General features: G+C 38.1%; 17 protein-coding genes and 1 riboswitch. Of the genes, 1 reads left to right on the top strand and 16 read right to left on the bottom strand.

All coding sequences use genetic code 11. The features are described 5' to 3' along the window. From ACOEN1_RS11500 to ACOEN1_RS11490, 3 genes are all read right to left on the bottom strand, one after another. Positions 1 to 905, bottom strand: a 905-nt coding sequence (locus tag ACOEN1_RS11500) for a transposase (protein ID WP_422487053.1), incomplete at its 3' end; no start/stop codon positions are given. Between the two features lie 164 nt (positions 906 to 1,069). Then, positions 1,070 to 2,089: a choice-of-anchor J domain-containing protein gene (locus tag ACOEN1_RS11495; protein WP_422487052.1), complete on the bottom strand. Its 1,020-nt coding sequence runs from the start codon at positions 2,087 to 2,089 to the stop codon at positions 1,070 to 1,072. A 302-nt stretch (positions 2,090 to 2,391) separates the two neighbouring features. After that, positions 2,392 to 2,889, bottom strand: a complete 498-nt coding sequence (locus ACOEN1_RS11490; protein ID WP_422487051.1) for a pyridoxamine 5'-phosphate oxidase family protein — start codon at positions 2,887 to 2,889, stop codon at positions 2,392 to 2,394. Positions 2,890 to 3,219: 330 nt separating this feature from the next. On the opposite strand from ACOEN1_RS11490, the gene ACOEN1_RS11485 reads away from it, so the two are divergent. Further along, positions 3,220 to 4,368: a YgeY family selenium metabolism-linked hydrolase gene (locus ACOEN1_RS11485; protein WP_422487050.1), complete on the top strand. Its 1,149-nt coding sequence runs from the start codon at positions 3,220 to 3,222 to the stop codon at positions 4,366 to 4,368. A 228-nt stretch (positions 4,369 to 4,596) separates the two neighbouring features. Here the strand turns inward: ACOEN1_RS11485 and alr are convergent, their stop codons facing one another. From alr to ACOEN1_RS11420, 13 genes are all read right to left on the bottom strand, one after another. Continuing rightward, positions 4,597 to 5,748 (bottom strand): alanine racemase, encoded by a 1,152-nt coding sequence (gene alr, locus ACOEN1_RS11480; protein WP_422487049.1) that lies wholly within the window; start codon positions 5,746 to 5,748, stop codon positions 4,597 to 4,599. Between the two features lie 83 nt (positions 5,749 to 5,831). Beyond that, on the bottom strand, positions 5,832 to 7,364 hold the full coding sequence (locus ACOEN1_RS11475) for an N-acyl-D-amino-acid deacylase family protein (RefSeq protein ID WP_422487048.1): 1,533 nt from the start codon (positions 7,362 to 7,364) through the stop codon (positions 5,832 to 5,834). 91 nt (positions 7,365 to 7,455) lie between these two features. After that, positions 7,456 to 9,045, bottom strand: a complete 1,590-nt coding sequence (locus ACOEN1_RS11470) for an N-acyl-D-amino-acid deacylase family protein (protein WP_422487047.1) — start codon at positions 9,043 to 9,045, stop codon at positions 7,456 to 7,458. Positions 9,046 to 9,092: 47 nt separating this feature from the next. Then, positions 9,093 to 10,229 (bottom strand): CdaR family transcriptional regulator, encoded by a 1,137-nt coding sequence (locus ACOEN1_RS11465; RefSeq protein ID WP_422487046.1) that lies wholly within the window; start codon positions 10,227 to 10,229, stop codon positions 9,093 to 9,095. A 421-nt stretch (positions 10,230 to 10,650) separates the two neighbouring features. Further along, on the bottom strand, positions 10,651 to 11,979 hold the full coding sequence (locus ACOEN1_RS11460; protein WP_422487045.1) for a TRAP transporter large permease subunit: 1,329 nt from the start codon (positions 11,977 to 11,979) through the stop codon (positions 10,651 to 10,653). Positions 11,980 to 12,429: 450 nt separating this feature from the next. Next, positions 12,430 to 14,955: an S-layer homology domain-containing protein gene (locus ACOEN1_RS11455; protein WP_422487044.1), complete on the bottom strand. Its 2,526-nt coding sequence runs from the start codon at positions 14,953 to 14,955 to the stop codon at positions 12,430 to 12,432. A 17-nt stretch (positions 14,956 to 14,972) separates the two neighbouring features. Next, positions 14,973 to 15,719 carry an ECF transporter S component gene (locus tag ACOEN1_RS11450; protein WP_422487043.1) on the bottom strand — a complete coding sequence of 249 codons (747 nt, stop codon included), beginning with the start codon at positions 15,717 to 15,719 and terminating at the stop codon, positions 14,973 to 14,975. After that, on the bottom strand, positions 15,698 to 17,344 hold the full coding sequence (locus ACOEN1_RS11445) for an ABC transporter ATP-binding protein (RefSeq protein ID WP_422487042.1): 1,647 nt from the start codon (positions 17,342 to 17,344) through the stop codon (positions 15,698 to 15,700). The genes ACOEN1_RS11450 and ACOEN1_RS11445 overlap by 22 nt, the downstream gene beginning before the upstream one ends. After that, positions 17,317 to 18,210 (bottom strand): energy-coupling factor transporter transmembrane component T, encoded by an 894-nt coding sequence (locus tag ACOEN1_RS11440; RefSeq protein WP_422487041.1) that lies wholly within the window; start codon positions 18,208 to 18,210, stop codon positions 17,317 to 17,319. Before ACOEN1_RS11440 ends, ACOEN1_RS11445 begins: the two co-directional genes overlap by 28 nt. Beyond that, entirely contained in the window at positions 18,203 to 18,970 is a 768-nt protein-coding gene (locus tag ACOEN1_RS11435) for a DUF4430 domain-containing protein (protein ID WP_422487040.1), read from the bottom strand. The genes ACOEN1_RS11440 and ACOEN1_RS11435 overlap by 8 nt, the downstream gene beginning before the upstream one ends. A gap of 46 nt (positions 18,971 to 19,016) precedes the next feature. Further along, positions 19,017 to 20,573, bottom strand: a complete 1,557-nt coding sequence (locus tag ACOEN1_RS11430; protein ID WP_422487039.1) for an S-layer homology domain-containing protein — start codon at positions 20,571 to 20,573, stop codon at positions 19,017 to 19,019. A 126-nt stretch (positions 20,574 to 20,699) separates the two neighbouring features. Further along, a riboswitch (cobalamin riboswitch) is annotated at positions 20,700 to 20,902 on the bottom strand. 106 nt (positions 20,903 to 21,008) lie between these two features. Continuing rightward, positions 21,009 to 21,197, bottom strand: coding sequence for a hypothetical protein (locus ACOEN1_RS11425; RefSeq protein WP_422487038.1), 189 nt, complete (start codon positions 21,195 to 21,197; stop codon positions 21,009 to 21,011). Positions 21,198 to 21,586: 389 nt separating this feature from the next. Beyond that, positions 21,587 to 22,354 carry a glucose 1-dehydrogenase gene (locus tag ACOEN1_RS11420; RefSeq protein ID WP_422487037.1) on the bottom strand — a complete coding sequence of 256 codons (768 nt, stop codon included), beginning with the start codon at positions 22,352 to 22,354 and terminating at the stop codon, positions 21,587 to 21,589. Positions 22,355 to 22,599: the final 245 nt, after the last annotated feature.

The raw sequence follows: 22,599 nt of genomic DNA, 5'->3' as shown, positions 1-22,599 counted from the left end.
TCAATCAATTCATTAAATCTTGTACCATCAACATATGCTCCATCAGCTACTGTAATGGCTGTAATGATTCGATTTTCAGTTGTAATTATGTACTCATCTTTATACCCAAAGAAGTGATCTGTTTTACTCTTGTGCCCTACGCGGGCATCTTGATCTACAATAGAGCGTACTCCTCGCTGCTCAATAAATTTTGGATCTTCTAAAATCTGTTTCGCATTTTCCAAAACCTTTTTTGTGTTTGGACACTCTTTTAGGATAATAGAACTTTCAATCTTATTAATTTCAGATTCCAGGTAGTCTTTCATTACTCGCTTAGCCTCTTTATTATCTGATATTTCCTTGTAATCTGGGATATTCTGATTGATTTCTTCTGGAAGTATGCCTACTTCTTTTTCATAGGTTTTAAAAATCTTATTTGCTAGTCGCTTAATTACCCTCTCTGGAGTAGCCTTAAAGGTGTTTGCTTTTGTATGGGTTGCATCTATACTTATCCCTGTATCTTCAATAATTCCCTTTTCCACGCACTGCCTGACAATCTCTACAATGATTTCATCTAACGTTACTTCCTGTAATCTGTGTACTCTAAACTTAGATAGTAAACTTGGGTCTGGTAATGTCTCATCAGGATTGATACCAAGAAACCACATATATGCTAGGTTTAAAGAGGCTTCTTCTATGACTCTTTCATCTGACAGGTTATATAGATATTGGAGTATTAATAGTTTTAGCATAAGTTCTGGATGCTTTGCGGGTCTACCATAAAATTTGTTGTATGATTGTTCCAGTGATTTTGTAATGAAGCCAAAGTCGATAGCGTTATCCAGTAATTTAAGAGTATGATTCTCTGGTATTTTATTGTATAATATTGAGTAGATGCTTAACTGATTATTTTGATCTCTAAGCATTGAAAATCCTCCTTTTGGTTATGTTTTCTTGACAATTACATTATACCAAATTAAGGAGGATTTTTCTTTATTTCTACACTCTTTTATTGCTATTTTTACATATTTTTACATCGTTTTTCAGTGGTCTCGAAACGTCCCCCTGTCCCTTTTGCTTAATCAGTTATTTATTTTATTTCAACATCATCAATATTCCATCTGTCAGCATATTCTCCCTGATATACAAAAGCAATATAGACTGATTCCCCCTTATAGGAAGATATGTCAATTGTTTTCTCCTCCCAACTATAGTTTGGAGCACTTCCTAATTCTAAAATTTCAACAAAAGAATCCCTATCAGTATCAGTCGTAGAAATCCAAATACCATGATATTCATACCATGATGAATAACTTCCGCTTTGTCGAAACGAAAGATTGATTTCATCAACATTTGGCAGATCAATCTTTGGTGTTATCAGCCAAGCATCATGATAATCAAGACTATAAATGTGATATACAAATGATTCATTGCTTTCTGAACCTTTTATCCATCCAGTACCACTTAATACTAGATTCGTCCAATTATCTGGTATCGTAATAAATGTTCCCTCAAAATCCTCATAAAATATGGGTTCCGTTGTCAAATTCATTGTAAACTCAATAAGCGAATCTGAAGATGATACTATGAAACTACCTACACTATCATAGTATCCTACAATGCTTGCAGAATACCAGTAGGTACCCTCTACCAAGTCAATAGATACTTCCCCTGTTGAATCTGTTGTTAATGTATCTCCTATTTGTTGTGTGCGCTCAGAGTCTTCAAAAATAGTAATCTCTACATTCTGAAGAGAATTTCCTTCAGTGAATGCAACTGAGCTTATAGTTAAAACTGGCCCAAGCTCATTACTGATTACGGAATTAGATGGACTTTCTGGTTCACTAACAATCAAACGGATACTATACAGCACCTCTGATTCTGTCAAAACAAGTGTGCTTGAGTTTGCTCCAGCAATATCCGTCCATGCAGCCCCATTTCCTGAATAGAATTTCTGCCACTGATATTGGATATCAGAAGCTTCAGGTTGTAGTTCTGCAATGGATAATTCCTCACCTACTATGGTATCACCTGTAATTGTAACTGACTCTAATAATGGTGTTTCTTCTTCATCCCTGACTATCCGCCTTGGGATTTCGTTCAGGTCCACACCGCACGTGCGACTTTCATCGCATACGGCGTTCCATCGATAATAGGATTGTTACCCTGATACCCCCATATCAGTTAACACTTTAATACTATCAAGTGTAATGTAGCAGGGTCAACCAAAATTTCTGACAATTTTAGTTTTGTCATAGATGATGACATATAACAGGATAAACTTCCTCTGCCTTTTGTCATTTAGAGTTTGTCGAGTTATCGAGGATAAATATTGAATGCGAAAGGCAAGCAAGAAAAAGTTATGCAACTCTATCTCACTTGCCCTATTAATTAATTTTATTTTCCCCTGTCCTATTCAGGAGTCCATTCGAATACCTCCTGAAATCTTCGCACGTAGAAATAACGAGACACTTCAACCACTACCAAGGCGGTGGTTTCTGACCGAATAAAAGTATCCAAATAAGGATGCTTTTGAATCAGGACTTCTCTCCATTTTTTAATATCTTCCTCATCAGATGGTACAGTAACCTGCCCCGTGACGGTTAAGGCACTGATCTGATTGAGGCTTTTGAGTTGATGGGCTCGGTTATCAATCAACAGGGACACGTTGCGATTCTCTTCTAGGAGTGTGAATTTTCTGGTTTGCCTTGGAGTGGCAAAAACCAGATACTTCAAATTCCGACTGGTGGCAAATCCTATCAATGAGGTATACGGCTGTCCTGCACCTTGGGTAGCCAAAACCGCAAAAGACTCCTCCTCACAAAGATTCCGAATATCAGCCTCGATTGATTCGCCAACCTCCTGGGCACCCTTTTCTACATTGATATACATAGGTTCATCATATTTCATAGCAATCCTCCTCGGCACTTGATACGATTTTTAAAATTTAGATGAAAATTGCGGATCTCAAGCTCTTTAAGCTACAAAGTTTCCTTATATAGCCCAGCTTTTTTTACTTCTTGTTGTTTATACCCTAATAGACAAAATAATAAATAAATACTTAAGATACCTAATCGTACGAGTGCTTATTTATTCATCTTTTGAAAAGTAGGACTCTCCTGTATACAAAAAAGACAGATGAAACGTCCCCCTGTCTTCAAAAAAAATGTGACAATTCTAATACTTATCTGATAAAATTGTTTATGACTTATCAATCAATGGTAAAGGAGTGGTCAAGAAATGGATAGAAATAAAGATTTGCTGGAATTTGTCAAAAAATCAATTCAGACAAGAAGCTATACTGACGAGGAAGGTGACTACGCTGAGCTTGTAAAATCTGAAATGGAGAAGCTTGGTTATGATGAGGTGTTTATTGATTCTACTGGTAATGTTGTTGGGAGGATTGGAGACGGACCTAAGATTATCCACTTTGACAGCCATATGGACACTGTTCAGGTACATGACCCGGATGACTGGGCGTTCCCTCCTTTTTCAGGGGAAGTCCATGATGGTTACATATGGGGACGTGGCAGTGTGGATATGAAATCTGCATTAGGTGCAAGTGTTTATGCTGCAATAAAAGCAAGAGACCTTGGTTATCTGGAAGGAAAGACAGTATATGTCACCGGAACAGTGTGCGAAGAGTTCTGTGACGGCGAGAACCTTAAGCACTTATATCAGGAGTTATCTCTTAAGCCTGACTACTGTATTATTTGTGAGCCGAGTGACAATGTCATAACACTAGGCCATAAGGGAAAAGCACAGATTCGAATTACTACACATGGTGTTTCTGCTCACGGATCTGCCCCTGAAAAGGGAGTCAATGCAGTCTATGAAATGGCCGAAATCATATCCAGAGTAGATGCTCTCAACAAATCTCTTTATGTGGAAAATGCTCCTCATGGTACTGTGGTTTTGTCAGATATATCCAGTGTAAGTGCATCCCTTAATGCTGTGCCAAGTGAATGCTCAATCTATCTGGATAGAAGATTGATATTGGGTGAGATCTTGGAAGGGGTAAAGAGTGAAATGGACATTCTAATCGAAGGGAAAGATGCTTCCTGGGAGGTAGGCACCTTGCATCATACAACCTGGAAGGGCAAGGATCTTGTTTATGAGCCAATGCACAATCCCTGGATAATTGAAACAGAGAATGTGCTGACCAAATCCTTGATTAGTGCCTATAAGAATGTCTATAAAGAAGAGCCATCTAAATTTGATTTCTGGGATTTCGGTACAAATGCCATCACCCCTGTTGCAATGGGTGTGCCTACAATTGGATTTGGTCCCGGAGAATATAAGCTGGCACATATGCGAGATGAAAGATGTGCTGTTGATAAGATTGTTGAAGCCTGTGAGGTTTATTCAGAGTTGATTAAGGAGTTGTAGTTTTTAGGGGTGGCGTGGAAACCGTCCCCTACAATGTTTGATGCTAATTCCTGTACACATTGAATAACCATGAATCCCAATTTTTATAATCTCATTAACTTTGAATTTCTTCCTCATACTATAGGTATCTCTAGATTCCTACCAAATTGAAATGCTTCCAGATTGATTCAAAATCACCCTAGAAGCATTTTATAAACAAAATCAATTGAGCCATTATTTAAGGGTCATCTAAATTGTCTGGTTAGAAGAATTTCCTGTATAGAATCTACCTACCCTTCTGCCAATATTTGCAATTATTTCAGAAACCTGTTGTCCCGTGATACTGCAAATTTCATTTTTAGTTATTTCTGCGTCACCTTCCCTACCAAGGATTGTTACTACATCTCCGATTCTTACATCATCTAAGCCGGTTATATCAATAAAAGTTGAATCCATGCAGATTCTGCCAATTATTGGTGCTTTAATACCGTTTATAATAATTGAACCTTTGTTTGACAATAATGAACTGTAGCCATCTCCAAATCCAACAGAAACTACTGCCACTTTCATATCCTTATCAGCTGTGAAAGTTCTTGAATACCCAATACTTTCACCTTTTTTTAGTTCCAGTATATTTGTAATGGCTGACTTCCATGAAAGTATTGGCTTTAATTCAATAGTCTTATTCTCATGACTCATACCATGGTAACCGTATGTCAATTTTCCCGATCTAACTAGGTTGAAATGGCTTTCAGGCACCTCCAGTATTGCTTGCGATGCAGCACAGTGTATATACTTTGGATCTATTCCATTCTCTCTTAACTGAGAAACTCCTTCGTTAAATATACCTAATTGTTCATAGGTAAAAGTTTTATCTTCATTACCGCTTTCTGCAAAGTGTGAGTAAACCCCTTCTATGTCCAAGTTTTCTGTGCTCTTAATCTGTTCCGCAAAAGCTTGCAATTCTTCACCTGGGATAAGTCCAATCCTTCTTAGCCCGGAATCTATCTTTATGTGGACTCTTGGCCGTTTCCCAATTCTTTTTCCTATTTCATCAATTTTCTTTGCAGTTTCCGAGTTAAACAACGTTATGGTTATGTCGTTTTTAACTGCTTCTTCAAGCTGACTGTCCATCAAAGAACTCATCACCAATATTGGAGCGTCAATTTCTTCTCTTCTTAGTTCCAAGGCTTCCCAAATATTAGCAACAGAAAAATATTTGATATTACAGTTTTTCTGCAAGTATTTAACAATCGTAACAGCACCATGACCATATGCATTTGACTTTACCACTGCCATTATTTCACATTCGGTACCTATGTGCCCTCTGATTTGCTCGATATTGTTTTTTAGATAATCCAGGTTTATTTCCAACCAGGAGTTATATATATGATTATTCATCCTAAAGTCCCCCTATTATGCCTAAACGGTCTGAATTTAAAAAATAGATTCGTTTTCTTCACCAATTCAATTGCTGCTATTCCTTATATTTCCTTGCTTTCATAATTCAACTTACCTTTTACCCATACCTTCAAAATTCCTTTGGGTAACTTTTTTGGATTGGCATAGGTATTTGTATCAATGATGTTTTCATAGTCTATTAAAACAAGGTCTGCTGACATACCTTCTCTGATAAGCCCCCGGTCCCAAAGCCTCAATCTCCTTGCAGGTTCTGATGTGATGTTTTTTATAGCTGTTTCAAGAGGGATTAAATTTAAATCCCGTACATATCTTCCTAAAAATCTCGGATATGACGAGTATGCTCTTGGGTGTGGAACTTCACCTACTATACCGTCCGTGCAAACAGTATGATATGGATTTTGTATTACCTTTTGTATATCCTCCTCGCTAATTGAATGATAAACACAGGTAACTGAGGATCGAGTCTCTTTTAGTATATGTAATACTGCCTCCGGTTCCTCCATCTTAAGTTTCATTGCAACTTCATCCAATCTGAGCCCACACATCCATAGCCATTCCTCCAATGGAACAGCTGCTATTTGAACTGCTTTTCCTGATCCACGAACCCGAAGTTCTTCAGTTGTCTCCTCCAAAATCTTTTCATACATCTGAGGATCTCTCAGACGTTTTTGAAATGCATCTTCTCCTCCGGCATAAGCCCATCCCGGTGCAATAACCTTCATCCCAGTACTACCTGCTGTCCATGGGTACTGATCAAATGTGATGTCATATCCCTCGTTATTAAGTTCTTTCATTCTGTCCAATATTTCAATTACTTTACCCCAATTAAGATGCCCCAATGCCTTCAGATGTGAAATATGCATCCTTACTCCACTTTGTTTCATTATGTATACCATTTCTTCAAATGATTCTATCAGTCTTCCCATTTCATTCCGAGTATGTACCATAATTATCCCATCATGCTTTGCAACCGTCTTGCAGACACTTATCAATTCTTCGATTGGTGCATAGCTGCTTGGGGGATATATCATCCCAAAGGATACTCCCTTTGCACCCTCATTCATTGATTTATCGATTATGTCACACATCTCTTCCAGTTCTTCTGATGTAAGATCCCTGTTTTCACTCCCTGCAATGCTCATTCTGACAGTACCATGACCAACCAAGCCTACATATCTAACTACAGGATCTACTTCTTCTACGGCATCTATGTAATCCTTGTAGCTTCTCCACCAATATGGTCTATCTAATTTACCGCAAAGTGGTGTCATACTCTCTGTGAGCTCATTTAGATGTTCATCATCAATAGGTGTCACTGATGAGCCATCCTGACCTAGCACCTCTGTTGTAATTCCTTGACCTATTACGGGAAGTAATTCAGGAGACTTAAAGATTTCCAGCTCGGAATGACTATGTGTGTTAATAAATCCTGGAGTTAGAATTCTGTTTGTTCCATCTACCACTTCACAATCTTCTACTTCCATGTTCAGACCTATTCTTTTTATATTTTCATCCTCAATAAACACATCAGAAAAAAACGGCCTGATACCAGTTCCATCGAAAATCTTGACATTTTTTATTAGAGTTCTTTTCATTGCTACCTCCCTTGATTCTAATTTTATTCCGGATATTAATATTATTGACAATGGCGTTAACGCCATTGTCAATAATATTAGGTTTTATGTTTTATTCTTCTCCTGCTTTGCTTAATAGAACTTTTCCTTCACGGTATTCGGTCTGCTTTCCATCAAATAAAGCTGGTTTTCCGTTTACAAACACATATTCAATCCCCTTTGGTTTTACAGGTGATTTGATGAATGAGGACATATCTTCAATTTCATCATAATCAAATACAGTTACATCTGCGATATTGTCTACTCTTAATACCCCTCTGTCGGTTTGGTTTATTATTTTTGCAGGTAATCCTGATACTTTATAAACAGCATCTTCCAAAGGCATCAACTTTTGTTCCCTTACGGTCTGAAAGAACCTTGGGAATGTTCCAAAATTTCTTGGATGGGGATTGTAATTAAGGTCGTATCCGAAATCTATACCATCTGATCCTACGGCTATGTCCATTGACTTCATAATATTGTATACATCATCGAGATGCATTGAGAAATATATAGCTGAAACCTCACCTTTACACTCCAATAATACCCTGATAGCAGCATCTATTGGGGTAGTTTCATATATCTTAGCTATTTCATTAAGGCTCTTACCATCCATTTCAGGTAGATACCCATGGGTGGATGTAACTACTACTGCTTCCGGACCTCCTCTTTTGTTCATTATTTCCGTCATTTCATTGATCAGTTTTTCTTCCTTTAACTCCAGATTTTCCAACATTTTAGAGTTGCCACCATTCAAAGCCCATCCTGGAACCAAAGCAGCCAATCCTGTTGAAGTAGCTTCATATGGGTATTGATCACATGTAATTTTACATCCTCTTTGTCGTGCTTCCTCAATTTTATTAAGCAGTTGTTTTGACTTGCCCCATTGTGGTTTACCCATCAGTTTGAGATGGGAAATGTGTAGGTGGACTCCTGACTTTTCAGCTACCTGTATCATTTCATCCACTGAATCAAATACTCCATCAGCTTCATTTCTCATGTGAACTGAAATTATACCATCATTATTCTTTATTACTTTTGATAGTTCCGCAAATTCTTCAATGTCACCATAGCTGCTTGGTGGATAAATCAGTCCAAGTGACATTCCAAAAGCTCCATTTTTTAGTTCATTTTCCAGTAACTTTTTCATTTCTTCCATTTCTTCTTCAGTCGCTTTTTTATCTTCAAATCCGATTACAGCAGCTCTTAATGTCCCATGTCCCACTAAAAGTCCACTGTTTATTGCCAAGTTATTAATCTTTGATAGTTTAACATAGTCTTCCATACTGTTTAATTCGATGTTTTTATCCTCCGGTACAATTTCAATTGTTCTCGTGAAGAATGCCTTTATTTCATCTTTTCTTTCAGGAGTACTTGGTATCAGTGATATGCCACAGTTACCACCAATTTGCATTGTTACTCCTTGATTTATCATACTTTCAGCCTTTTTAGTGTTGAGAGCACATGCATCTGAATGAGTATGAAGGTCAATGAATCCTGGTGCAATGACTTTTCCTTCGCAGTCAATTACTTCTGTTCCTTCTTCATCGCATTCTTCAGATATTCTTTTTATCCGTCCATTCTTGATATACAAGGTAGCCTTGATTGGACTGTTTCTTAACCCATCTACCAGTATGCCGTTCTTCAAAATATAATCATACATATCCCGCACCTCCGCTAATCTTATTCACATCGTACAAGTCCATAATTTTACATTTTCAGATTTTTTAAAATCAATGCCAGTCTCAACTTCATATAATCTTCTGAATTTCTCATATCCAGGTTGGTTAACTTAGTCAACCTGTTTAGCTTATATTGCACTGTATTTTTATGAATATACAAATCTTCTGCCATCTTTATTATTGAACCTTTATGCGTAGTATACAGATCAATGAGACTGGTGTATTCCACAATATCATCATACTCCATATCCCCGATTATTTTATTGACATATTCATTCATAGAATCAACCGGTACTCTACTTAACAAGATTTCAATATCCAGGTCACTATAAAAAATTATGTCATCCTTTGATTCAGCAATTCCCCACTTTAGTGCTTCAATAGCCTCTGAATATGAGTTTTTTGCATCATATATCTCTGATTTAAGTTTCCCAACTCCGGATATGACAACATGCCCTGTCTTCATAAATATTTTTTTCTTGGTTCTCTTCAATAGTCTTTGAATTGATGATATGCTTCTATCATCAATTATTGAAATAAAATAATCACCAAATATTGAAACCACTGTATTAGTTGACTTTACAGAATCTCTGTAAATCTTGAATATTTCTTCTTTTAGTTCATAGTATTTATCATCCTTGTCCTCAACTGTTGAAGCAATTATTCTTTTAGGTTTTCTATTCTTAAGGTCTAAAACATTGACTTCATTTACCAATCTACTCAGGGGCAAGAAATCTCCGCTGAATAGCAAAGACTCTATTAACATTTTATCCTTGTTAATGCTGTGCTTTTCGATGTCCATCAAGTAGATTTCTTTGATAAAAATTTCAATCATTCTACTGACTATTCTTACGGATTTTAAGATTTCTTCATTTTCTCCAGTTATCCCAACTACACCAATAATCTCACCTTCTACCTTGATGGGGAAATTAAATCCTTTTCTCGCTCCAGAATATTGATCATCGCTCTTAATTATTATTTCTTCATCAGTTCTTATGACCTCAAGTGCTCCGTGATGTACCGTACCGATTCTGTTTGAGTCTTTTGATGCAATTATTCTTCCTTCAAGATCCATAAATATTGTATCTTGATTAGTTAAGTCTTTTATGTCCACTATTATGCTTTGCAAATATTTATTCCAATTGTTAATATTAAGTTTTTTCAAATTTATCTCTCCACTATTCAAATTTTACTACATAATAGACAATCAATACTCTATAACCGTAAGAATTCTTTAACTTTCCTCAATCCTTCTCTTTTAGCTAAAATTGATTGTTATTAAATAAAAAACTCTCATATCACTAATTTTAGTAAGGAGAGTTTAACAGACTTATCATATATTGATTATAGAGTGCTTCTTTTATATTCAATAAAGTGGTTTTTATGGACTAATCCTTACCATATTGTATTTGTCAATATCTAGTATATTCTAATTATAGCACATATTAATTTGTTTAATAAAATGAGCTGCATTGAGATAACTCAGTAATAACAATTTTATCAATTCGATATTATTATAATACAAAGTGACAGTAACCCGGATCTTATCTTAACAGATTACTGTCACTTCCATATACCTAGTTCCCCTAAAAGAATATTCTTATGCCTATAAACGACCAGGCAATTATATATACCAGAGCTGCCAATGATACTGCCCATCCACCAAAAAGCATCGCTTTTATGTTATTTGATTTTGCAATACCCATTTGTCCTACCATATTGGCTGTTGGGTAAACGGATGTCGTTATTCTTGAAGCAGCAATCAATGCTATTGCCCACATTTCCATAGGCAGACTGTATGCTTCTACTGCGGGTGCAAAAATATCGTGGGTTATTTGCAACTGTGCAACTGCCGCTCCATCTACGCCAAATCCACCAACAAAGCTTGCAGCGATCATTAATGCTTCTCTACCCAAATTATCTACCATTACCATTAATATATCACCCAAAGCTTCGAATCCGCCGCCTAGGTTTATTAAGTCCAACATTACTTGAAGAAATACAAACAAAAGGAACATGCTTGCCATCTTTCCCATTCCAGTGGTCAGATGACCCAGTCCTTTTTCAATGCCTACCCTACTTACTAACGATATTATAATTGAAAGAGCCAACATAACAAATATTGCGTAGCTTGTTCCCTGTCCTGTGTATATTCCATATCCTATAAGTAGAGCAAAACTTATGTTGAATACTTTTGTTGTTAGGATTTCTTCCTTTGTGATTTCGACTTCGTCAACATTCGTATCCGCTTCATCATATTTCTCTTTGCCTTTTGTATTCTTCTGTATTCTTTGTGCTGCGAAATAGATGACTACCAACCAGATTATTCCAAATGGTAAAGCTGCCCATAACATCATCCGTCCATATGACAATCCTGTCACAGCAAGTAGTGCTACTACAGGTCCTGTAAAAGGTCCCCAGATCAGACCTGTCTCACCGGATGATTGAAAAACTGCTCCAACTGTACTTGGAGTCAAGCCAACTGCAGCAACAACAGGTATTATTATTGGGGCAATTATTGCATTCCCGCCAGCCAAAGTACCTAAAAGTCCACAAATTACTGTAGAAGATACTATTATAGCAAGAATTCCTTTCTTCTCAGTGTTTACACCAATTTTATCGATAATCCATTTTACAATGGTCTTGCTTACACCGGTTTTTAGCATCAACTCACCTAAGCCACTTCCCAGCATAATTATCAAACCAATCAATGCCAAAAATGATCCCATTGAAGATGCAAACATTCTTGCAATACTTCCTGGACCTAGCATTGTAAGTACAATTCCTACAGCTACGCCTCCTAGTGTTGCTGATAACGCTTTCTTACCCATAAAAATCAGTACAAGATATGTAGCAAGTGGCAATAATGCCCATAAAGATCGTTCACCAATTAAAGCATACGTACCTAATTCCATTAGTTAAATTCCTCCCTTTTATAGATAATTTTAAGCATCTCCATAAATGTAATACCATCTCTCCGTGACTCATTGTCAGCGAATTATACTTGAAACGAAGACACCTGTTTTTTCGTGATTCTGCCCCCTTTCTTACATGTAAATTTAGATAATTCAATCTATTATAGCTATTATACATTAATAAAGTTGGTATATATATGGTCTCTATACTTAATTTATGACACTTCTAATTCATTATTTTGTGTTAAGTAACATGAGCAGTGTTAATGCAAAAAAATCGCCTTCGCTCTACATGAAAGAGAATTTTCCTCTAGAAATACCTTAAATTATATTAGGACTTAATATTCATATTAGCGATGTTTTTTTCAGCTAAATGATTATATGAAAGATTCTTCGGCAGGCTCAAAACAGCGTGAAAAAACGCGGTTTTTATTCCGCGTTTTCTTGTGTTTATAAATTCATCATCTGTATATATCTGTACAGGAGTACCGCTACTTCTGCCCTTGTCATTGGCTGCTCACCTCTAAATGTGTTGTCGTCGTAGCCTGTAATCAAGCCTCTTTCCACTGAAAATGCTACAGCTTCCCTAGCCCAAGCAGGAATCTCTGTTCCGTCTGCAAAGCTGATCATACCATAATAGGGAGCTTCTCCATTCTGCATTCTGTGTAATATCACTGCTACTTCATTTCTTGTTATGCTTTCCATTGGTCTAAAGTTACCATTGCTTCCTTGGATCAAACCTTTTGCAAATGCTTTTCCTACATAGTCTGCATACCACTTAGTGGAATCTACATCTGAAAACATTGCTGTTCCTTGGCTTAGTGATTTATCCCCTAATGTTTCAACTACCAGCTTTGCAAATTCTGCCCTGTTTATTGATCTATTTGGTTCGAATTGACCTGTTTCTGTTCCTGAAATTATTCCTCGACCTGCCAATAATTCTATGGCATCTTTTGCCCAAAGGATGTCTTCTCCCACATCGCTAAATGTTCTTCTTGGTGGAATTACAAATACTGGTTCTTCTTCTATTTCTTCTTCAATCTCTTCTTCTATATCTTCTTCATCCGGAAACTTTGGTACCCTTGATGATTCTGATTTTGAATAGTACCAAAGGACTTCATCTCCATCGCGGACTTCCTTGTCAATCGCTGGAATGCTGGGTGCTCTTCCATTGACAGCATACATCCATCCACTTAAACCTTTATTCTTGATTCTTTCAATCTCTGTAACAAAACTATCGTTTGATTCAGATTCATAATCCAGACTTGTTTCCTCCAGTGCTCCCAATGCAGTTAATCCAAATCTATCATCACTATATAGTCTAACTGTTTTTGGTCCATATATTACATCGCCATCATCATCTATCACGGCAAATTCTACCTTTATTCTTTCTACGATCGGTGCTGGTGGTTCTTGGTATTCTTCTATTGTTATTGTTTTTGGCAGGCTTCTCACCAAGCCATTGTCAGGCGCTGGATATTCTGCTGTATTGATTTTATGTGCTGCCAGCTGATATTCGCCTTCTGAATCGATGCTTAGATTCACTTTGCCCTGTGCATCGGTCACAACATCTACTGCAGTGGGAGATGTCATTTTATTCTCTGTATAATATAGTATTGTTGCTCCTTCAACTGGATCTCCGTTATCGTACTTTACTGTGGCTGTAAAGCTGTCTCCTGGCTCTGCGGTCGTCTTTGAAAGTGTAATCTCTCCAAATTTTCCTGAAGCTCCACCATACAGTACAAATGAATCTCCGTCTGCGTATATCTCCTGATATGGAGCTACAGCCCAATAGGTCTGTCCAGGAATATCATTGATGCTTCCTATATATCCATCCGGTTGCTGAACTGTATATCCCAATTCTACGGCATTTTCGACAATTATATCTGAATAGCTCTTGTTTCCTTCAACCTGGACTTCGGTACTCGGCAAAATTGTATAGTCCGGTCCTTCTATCCTTATTGTTACAGTACCTAGTGGTTCTTCAGCATCGCCTCCGGCGACATCTGTATCAGGATTTGCATCCTTAAGCATAAAGGCATATAATGCCCATGCATTGGAAGCAATATTCGCTCCCTCATAATCAGTTGCAGCTAAAAATTCTATGGCTCCTTTTGATGTGCCTTCATACTGCCATTCTTGCTCATCCAGGTTTAATCTATCTATCATCCATACTGTCTCTGCTGAATTTGTTATTGGATCATCCCAGTCGCCACTTATATAGCTACCATTGTCTTTTTGCTGATCCTTGATCCAAACAAGTGCAGAATCCATAGCTGTATCCAGCGCTGCAAGGTTATCCTCAGCAACTAGATCTTTTAGGCTATTAAGTACCCTTGCAGCCTGGGTTGTGCTTTGAAAATCTCCAAAACTTCCATTGTCATTTTGCAGATCCAGTATATAGGTAGCCATGTTTTCAGGATTTTCCAATTCTGAAATGTTACCGGTTAAAACCAAGATATCATATGCCGGTAAATTGACATATTGGCTGTACTCGCCATCTTCTCCAAAGGTGCCGTTACCTGCAGTATCATATCTGGCCTTTAACATGTCCCAAAGTGAAGCCGCTAAGGAGGTTTTCTTCAATTCAAGTGTTCCGTAGTACAATTTGGCCAGGTGATGGGCTGGTACCGGATCTGTGTCCTCTGCTTCAATTACAGCTTGAATTTTCTGATCCAGAAATGCTCCCAACTTAGTTTCTTCATTGTAATCCCAATTCAGTACATCTGCTCCAGTCTGATGGATAACCCCCAACATGAATCCATCCAGATCAGTATAGCCATTGCCCACAATTTCACCTTTTCCATTGCGGTAACCGTTATATAGGTTGTCTATGTTCTCAGTGGCCTTTTCGCTGTACAGCGGATTGCTGGCCTCTGCCAACACGGGTGCAACTGGCAATATCACCATTGCAAACATAACTATTGCCATAAGTAGTGTTGTAATCCTTAAAAACTCTTTGTTGTTTCTAAACATTTTATCATCCTCTCCTTCTATCTTAACATTCCATACTTTATTCTTATTCTGTCCAACTTCTCTATCATTGGCCCAGATAAAAAATACAAGAAAAATACTGTGCTAATTGCGTGAACTAGGTCATAAGGTATTCCTGAAATGTATGATGCCAAAAACATCCTTATATTTGCTCTTTCTGTATACATCAAGACTGATGCTATGTTCATCACTCCACCGTAAATCAAAAATGTCGTTAAAAATCCATATATCGAAAGGCTAAGTCGTGTTTTCCTAAGAATACCTTTTCTAATCAATACACCTGCAAGAAATCCTGTCAGACCCAATGCAAACATCTGCCATGGGGTCCAGGGACCTTGCCCGAAAAAGAAGTTTGATACAAAGGCACTCATGGAACCTACCAGAAATCCTGCTTCCGGACCAAATGCTATACCTGAGATTATCACTATGGCCATCATTGGCTTAAAGGCCGGCAGCATGAAAAACATTGTCCTTCCCATTACTGCCAAGGCTGCAAGAACTGATATCACAATGAGTTCCCTTGCCTGAGGGTCTCTGTTTTCAAATACCATAAAAAATGGCACCATGGTATATACCACTAAAAACATGCTTATGAAATAGTATTTTCTATCGTTTAGGAATTCCATCCCAAACCATATGGTCAATGGAATCAGCACCAATATTATAAATGCAGATATGGTTGATCTTTTCCTTATTCCAGGATGCTCAATATATCTTTTGTCTTCTACAATCCATTCATTTTGCATAGATCAATCACATCCTCCGTGGTTACTGCATTTTCGAATACATGCCTTGACATTCTGTTTGCTCCTGTTGTGTAGAAGCTGTTGCCTGAGAAAAACTCCCGAGGTTTTTCTGTCGCTATAATGGAACCATTGAAAATGAGTGAGACCCGGTCTGAGTACTCTGCACAAAACTCTATGTCATGAGATACCATAACAATTGTGGTGCCCTTTTTAACCAAATCCCTCAATATATTTCCCAGTCTTGTTTTAAAGTGGCTGTCCAGTGCCTTTGTGGGTTCGTCCAGCAGTAATATTTTAGGCTCCAAAAGCAAAACCTTGGCCATTGCCAGCTTTTGCTGCTCCCCTCCACTTAGATCATAGGGGTGCCTTTTTAGGATATCTTCCAAGTCCAGCAATTCTATTGCTTCTTTTGCCTTCTTTTCTCTTTTTTCCATATCCTTTTCAATCGATCTGAGCATTTCATATATATCTCTTTCAACGCTCATCTCAACAAAGAGGGCCTGAGGGTTTTGGGGCAGGAATGCTGTATGGGGATCAAGGTTCACCTTGCCTCTGTATGGCTTGTTTAAACCGCCCAGGATTGACAGCATTGTTGTTTTTCCTGTGCCGTTTCCCCCTACAATCGAATGAAACTCGCCCTTTTCTATCTTGATCGACAGGTCCCTTATTACATCTTTTTCGTTTCGGTCATATTTAAACCAAACATCAGCTAATTCCATGGCTGCTTCTGTCTTTTCTTCTAACTGTTCTTTCGGCGGAATTTCTGGATGCTTGATTATCCGGTCTTCTACCTTCCCGCTTAGCCATTCCCTGCTTTTTTTTACTGACAATGGGTAGCTCTTTGTCTTGGCTGATTCTCCTTCGACCGCTGCAAATATTTTCATATATGATGGCAGTGCCTTGGCCATCACATGTCCAGATTCCAGAATCATGCCGCTGGCATCTTCTGGTGGTGCATCTATGATCACTTCTCCATTATCCATTACTAGAATCCTGTCGCTCATGGGGAATAGTTCCCCTAGTCTGTGTTCTGAAATGATTATTGTCGTCCCAATGTCCAGATTTATTTTTTTGATGGTATCCAGGAACTCAGTGGCTGCCAATGGGTCTAGCTGTGCTGTGGGCTCGTCCAGTATCAATACTTCTGGCTGCATTGTCATAATGGAGGCCAGGTTCAGGAGTTGCTTTTGTCCTCCAGATAGTTCTGTCACCTTTCTCATAAACCAATCGCTTATTCCAAAAAATGTTGCCATTTCTGCAACTCTGAGTCGTATTGTGTTATTGTCATATCCTAGACTTTCCAGGCCAAATGCCAGTTCATGGTATACCCTATCTGTGACTACCCCATTTTCAGGGTTTTGGAGTACGTAACCTATCTTTGAAGTCTGTGTCCGCAAATCAAATTCTTCAATGGGCTGTCCCCGGAACAGGATATCTCCCTTTTTTATGCCATATGGTGTCAATGCTGGCTTTAAGTGTCTTAAAAGGGTGCTTTTACCACTACTGCTTTCCCCACATATGGTTACAAACTCACCTTGTTTAATGGATAAGCTTATATTTTTTAACTGCCTTGTCTTTTCCTCTGGATAGGAGAAGCTTAAACCGCTGATTTTAAATGTTTCCATTTTATGTCCTCCATTATCCCTAAGATTATTGGTAAAAAGAAAATAACTGCAATGCTTATGTAAAATGGGATGCTTGTCTTTGTAAGTTCTGTCCATTTTACCGTTGGATATATCCTAAAGTAAAATCTGCCTATTCCCAGACCATAAGAAAATACTGCCATCAGTGCTCCTAAACTGACTGCAAGCGCACGGTCTCTTGCATCAAACCTAAATATTGAGAAGCTAGTTCTTCCTTTTAGTCCATATCCCCTAGCCTTCATGCTGTCAGATGTTTCGACTCCATTTTCAAGTGCCCAGGTCAGCATTATTGAGAGGATCTTTAGCCCGTTTCTTGCTCTTTGAAACAAGTTGCCTGTATGGAAATCTCTGCCTATCCCCTTTTGTGCATTTGAGATAACTCCTATCTGGGCCTTGTACATTGGCACCAGTCTTAAAACCATTGAAAATATCAGTGATGTCTTGGGCAGGATTCGTCCAAAGAGGTATATGACTTTATCTGATGATATTACTTCGTTGTAGCATGAGAACCAGATTATGACGGAGCCTATCATCAGGGCTGAAAAGAGACCATACACCAATGATTCCAGTGTTATTGGGTTACCATTGCTAAAATAGCCCAGTATTGTTGCCCCTTCATGCACAAACAGGACGTTTATTGCTGCTGCAAAGACCATCAAGGGCAGCATATACAAGAGGTTGAATTTTAGTGCCTTTCTTCCCTTTAGCCTGACCGAATACACAAATGCTGCCGAATATGAAAGCACCAGGATTATTGGATTAAGCAAAAATACCGTTGTAGTTATTACTACTGTAAAAAAGATAATGTTTATGATTGGGTGATAGGTGTAAAAAGGGTCTCTACTCATCGAACTCAAATCCCAGATCTCTTCCTAGATCACATGTATACAGCAATCTAACAGTATCACCCTCTTTGAGTAGATAGTTACTGGTCCCCAGGCTTGGTGATATGTCGTTGACCGAATACATCCACCCGCTTAATTCTCCACAGTCAAACTCATATATGTTTCCTATGCCTTCAATATAATTTGAATTATGTATGGGTGTCATAACATATTCCATATGAATCTTATTCTTTTTCATTTCTCTAAGCAGAACGTTAAAAACTGATTCACCTTCATAGAATTCTACCTTTTGAGCAGGAAATATCCATCCGTCCTCAGGAACCAGCTCCCACTTTTCTGGGTTGATTGCTTCCTCTTTATCAAGGAGCGTTTTGACTGAGACAGATAGGGTTACATGTTTTGCTCCCTCTTCGGTTGAGGTTGGCTCTTCTGATTCTCTTGTTTCTGCTGGTGGCTCGGCAGCCTGCTGTGCATCTGTTTCAGTTGGTGTTGGTTGCTCTTTTGGTATCTCAGCTGCTTCTTCAAGTTCTGCCGGCGTCTCTGGATCTATTTCTTCAGTCTCCAAATCAGGCTCCTTTTCCTCTGCCGCCTTTATTTCAGGCTCTTCTTCCAGGTGAAATCCTGATTGGGTGGATTCAGCATTCTCCAGTTCAGGTTCCGGTGCTGGTGCCATTGCTGGCCCTGAGTTTAGCATCTGAATCCCAAGCACTAAAACTAGTATCAGAAAAAAGCTGGCGAGTCCTATCCATATTCTTTTACTCATAGCGATCGATTCCTTTCATCTATATCGGTTGGCCAAAGCTAATCCCCTACATGTCCTCAAGAAGCCTATATAGCATTCCTGCCACTTCGCTTCTTGTTGCTGCCCTGCTTGGTTCAATATCTATTATGTTATCTGGAATATAGCTTTCTTTAACACCAAATGCCATGGCTTGTTTGCTCCAGTCGGCGATCTCTCTATAATCTGGAAATTGGCTTAGGTAATTCCTTGTCTCAGTTTCAGAGATTGTCGTATCCAAATCCATAGTTTTTGCAATATTGTAGATAACCATTGATGCCTCTTGTCTTGTGATCTTGTCTTGTGGTTTAAATGTGTTGTCTGGATAACCTTTTATCAGTCCCGAGGCTTTTGCTGCTCCAACATATCCCGAGAACCAGTCTGATTCCTTCACATCTGAAAATCCGTGATTATGGGTTTCTTCCTTGTCTAAGGCTCTGCTAATAAGGGCTGCGAATTCTGCTCTGCTGATGCTTTTACCTGGCTGAAATTCTGTCTGTGTAACTCCATTTATTATCCCTTCTATACTTAACTCAATTATTGCTGTTTTTTCAGGGTCGTTCTCTATATCCACAAATGGATTCTTTCTGGGCTCATCGCTTGCCTGACTGTTGTTGTCTATTATAATGTTGCTATCTGTCATATCAAATAGTGATGCCTTGGCTTGTTTGAATCTTTGATATGAAACCAAAGCGTAAAATGATTGCTGTGTCGCAATCTTATTCTCCTTGCCATCCTTAAGATGTGAAAATCCACCTGAGATATTGTAAAAATTTTCGATTGAATTATCTATTACATTATTGCCATTTTTGATAAAACCAGGATCGCTCGCTGGATCAATCCCCAGCGATGTAAGTGCAACTATTACTTGTGCATTGCTTTCAGCGTTTTCTACTGACATTGTCTCGAATCCTCCATCTGAGTTTTGAGCCTTGGAGATAAATTCTAGTCCTCTCTCTATATATGGTTTAACATCGGCTCTGTCTTTGTACCTTGAAAGACTGGTTAAAACCATCGCCGTTATATCAACATCTGGGATTTCTGAGCTCAATGACCAACCTCCACCCTCTATTTCATTTTCCAGCATATATTCAATAATGCTTTCCCTTGTACTCAAATCTGAATAGTCGTTGGAATCAAGAGCTATCAATGCCCAGATCGGACCGTTTATGCCTTGGATTGTAAGCTTATCCAAATCTGAAAGCTTTTCAACTAGATTGTAGCCTTCCATATCTTTTGGATCTATTCCCAATACTGTCAGAGCCAATATTGTCTTTGAGTATTCCGTATATTTGCTGGTTGTCAAGATGCCCTGCTTTTGGTTTAATTCTTTTCTTAAGCTGCTTAAATATGTATCTGATAGATTTTCCATATCAGTCTTTTGATACCTTGCAAGCCCTATAATTGACCAGGCATCTGAAAATCCGTCTTGGTTTTTAAGGATATAGTCTGCTGTCTCTTGTATGACCTTCTCAATGTTTTCCGATTCATTCTTGGCATAGGCTTCACTTGGAAAATATACACCTAAAGCCATTGAGACTGCTATTGCTATCGACAGTATTAGGGATAGTATCTTGTTTTTGTTCATATGTATTGGACCTCCTTCAAAATTTTGGGCATTAAAAAAGCATTTGCCGATATTTCCCGGCAAACGCTCAAACTTACATGCAAAAAACCATGCTAGATATTATCACCTGTTTTAGTCAAAGAAAACAAAATGAGAGCATTGTCGGCAAATATCCTGACTTTGCTTCATCGCTCCCCCCTGCCTTCCCATAGTATATAGTGGCTGATCTTTAAGATCGTGGAGTTTGCTCTGCATTCACAGTGACTTGATCGTGTGGGATTCGCACCCAGCTTCCTTGCATGTGACAACTTTAATTGTTTTGATTATACACCATATCTGAAATTGTATCAATAGAATGTTTTCAGGGTGACATGGAAACTTAAGGGACGGCGTGGAAACCGTCCCCTACAATCTTTGATGCTAAATATTTAGAATGTGTCTTGATACCCTATGATTTTACCGTCCTTTTAAAATACTTACAAATACTACAACACCTGCCAAAAACATCAAAATACCAAACCCAATCCATAAAAACTTTGTTTTTTTGCTTGTTGTTTCAGATGAATTGTTTTTATAGAACACAATAACTAGGGTGGTTATTACAATAGAAATAATTGGTAAGAATACAGCAAATAACTTGGACATAAAACTCCTCCTTCAAATTAGGAACTACAAGTGTATCGATTCCAAAGTTAAGTCGTATCGGTCTACTTATACAACGCTAGATAAAAAGAATGTTCATTAACTATAATACTCATCTTCTTCCCATTTCAATGGATTTGTTTCTATGTGCTCCCATATTTCCTGATATTCCTTTTCATTTCTTATTATATGTTCATAATAATTTTTTTTCCATAAAATCAGATTTTTTGTTTTACTAATTTCATTATATCTCTTATTAACAAAAGATTTCAGTTGTCCAACAATCCTGTGTAGGGGAGGGTTTCCATGCCCGCCCGATTGTGAGTTCTTCTAAAAAGAGGCTACAGCTTGATAACAAGCTGTAGCCTCCTTGAGTTTCTTAACTGATTTTATTAAATTGCTGTCCAGCCTCCGTCAACTGCAAGGTACTGTCCTGTTGTATAGCTAGATGCATCTGATGCAAAGTACACAACAGCTCCGTCAAGCTCACCTTCCTTACCTATTCTTCCCATTGGACAGTAGGTTTTTACTACCGCCTCGAATGACTTGTCTGTTACAACATCCTCAGTCATTTCACTCTTAAAATAAGCAGGACCGATTGTGTTTACGGTAATATTGTACTGAGCCCATTCAGTGGCAAGTGCTTTAGACATCATCTTCACTCCGCCCTTGGTTGCTGCATATGCTGAAATTCCTGATCCCATCATTGCTACAGTACTGTGGATTGAACCGATGTTTATGACTTTTCCGTATTTTTGTTCAACCATTATCTTGCCTACTTCTCTTGCCATAAAGTAAACACCATTGAGGTTTATGTCCACTGTCTTAAGCCAGTCTTCGTCTGACTGCTCTTCAGCTGGTGCCATAAAGCCTATTCCGGCATTGTTTACCAATATGTCAATTTTCCCAAAATGATCTTTTACTTCCTTGACTGCATCCTTTATCTGTTGTACATCAGTTACATCACATTCAACTGCCAGAGCTTTTACTCCCAGCTCTTCCAAATCCGCCTTTACCTTTTCAAGTTTTTCCATTCTCCTTGCAAGTAAGGCAACATCCGCTCCCTGCTTTGCAAGAGCAGTTGCAAATTGAACACCAAGTCCTGATGATGCTCCTGTAACCAGTGCTACCTTTCCTTCAAGACTAAATAATCTACTCATATAAACACTCCTTTAAATTCTTAGAATATCCTACTTTATATATATACCTATATATGTTAAATTTTAAACAATTTTATTCTAATTTACTCTTCAAAGCTATCCAAATCCCCGGATTATGGCTGCACTTAAATAGGGATAATGTTTATAATGCAAAATTTAGAAAAATTGTGTCAATAACTTTTGAAAATGTCAGTAAAAACTAGTCTAATTATCTTTTGAAAATGTCAGTAGATAATTAAGTGGTT

This window comes from Gudongella sp. DL1XJH-153 (assembly GCF_049310905.1).
Classification (GTDB): Bacteria; Bacillota; Clostridia; order Tissierellales; family Tissierellaceae; genus Gudongella.
The sequence above is the reverse complement of the archived record's forward strand: the minus strand, read 5'-3'. Positions and strand labels throughout refer to the sequence as shown.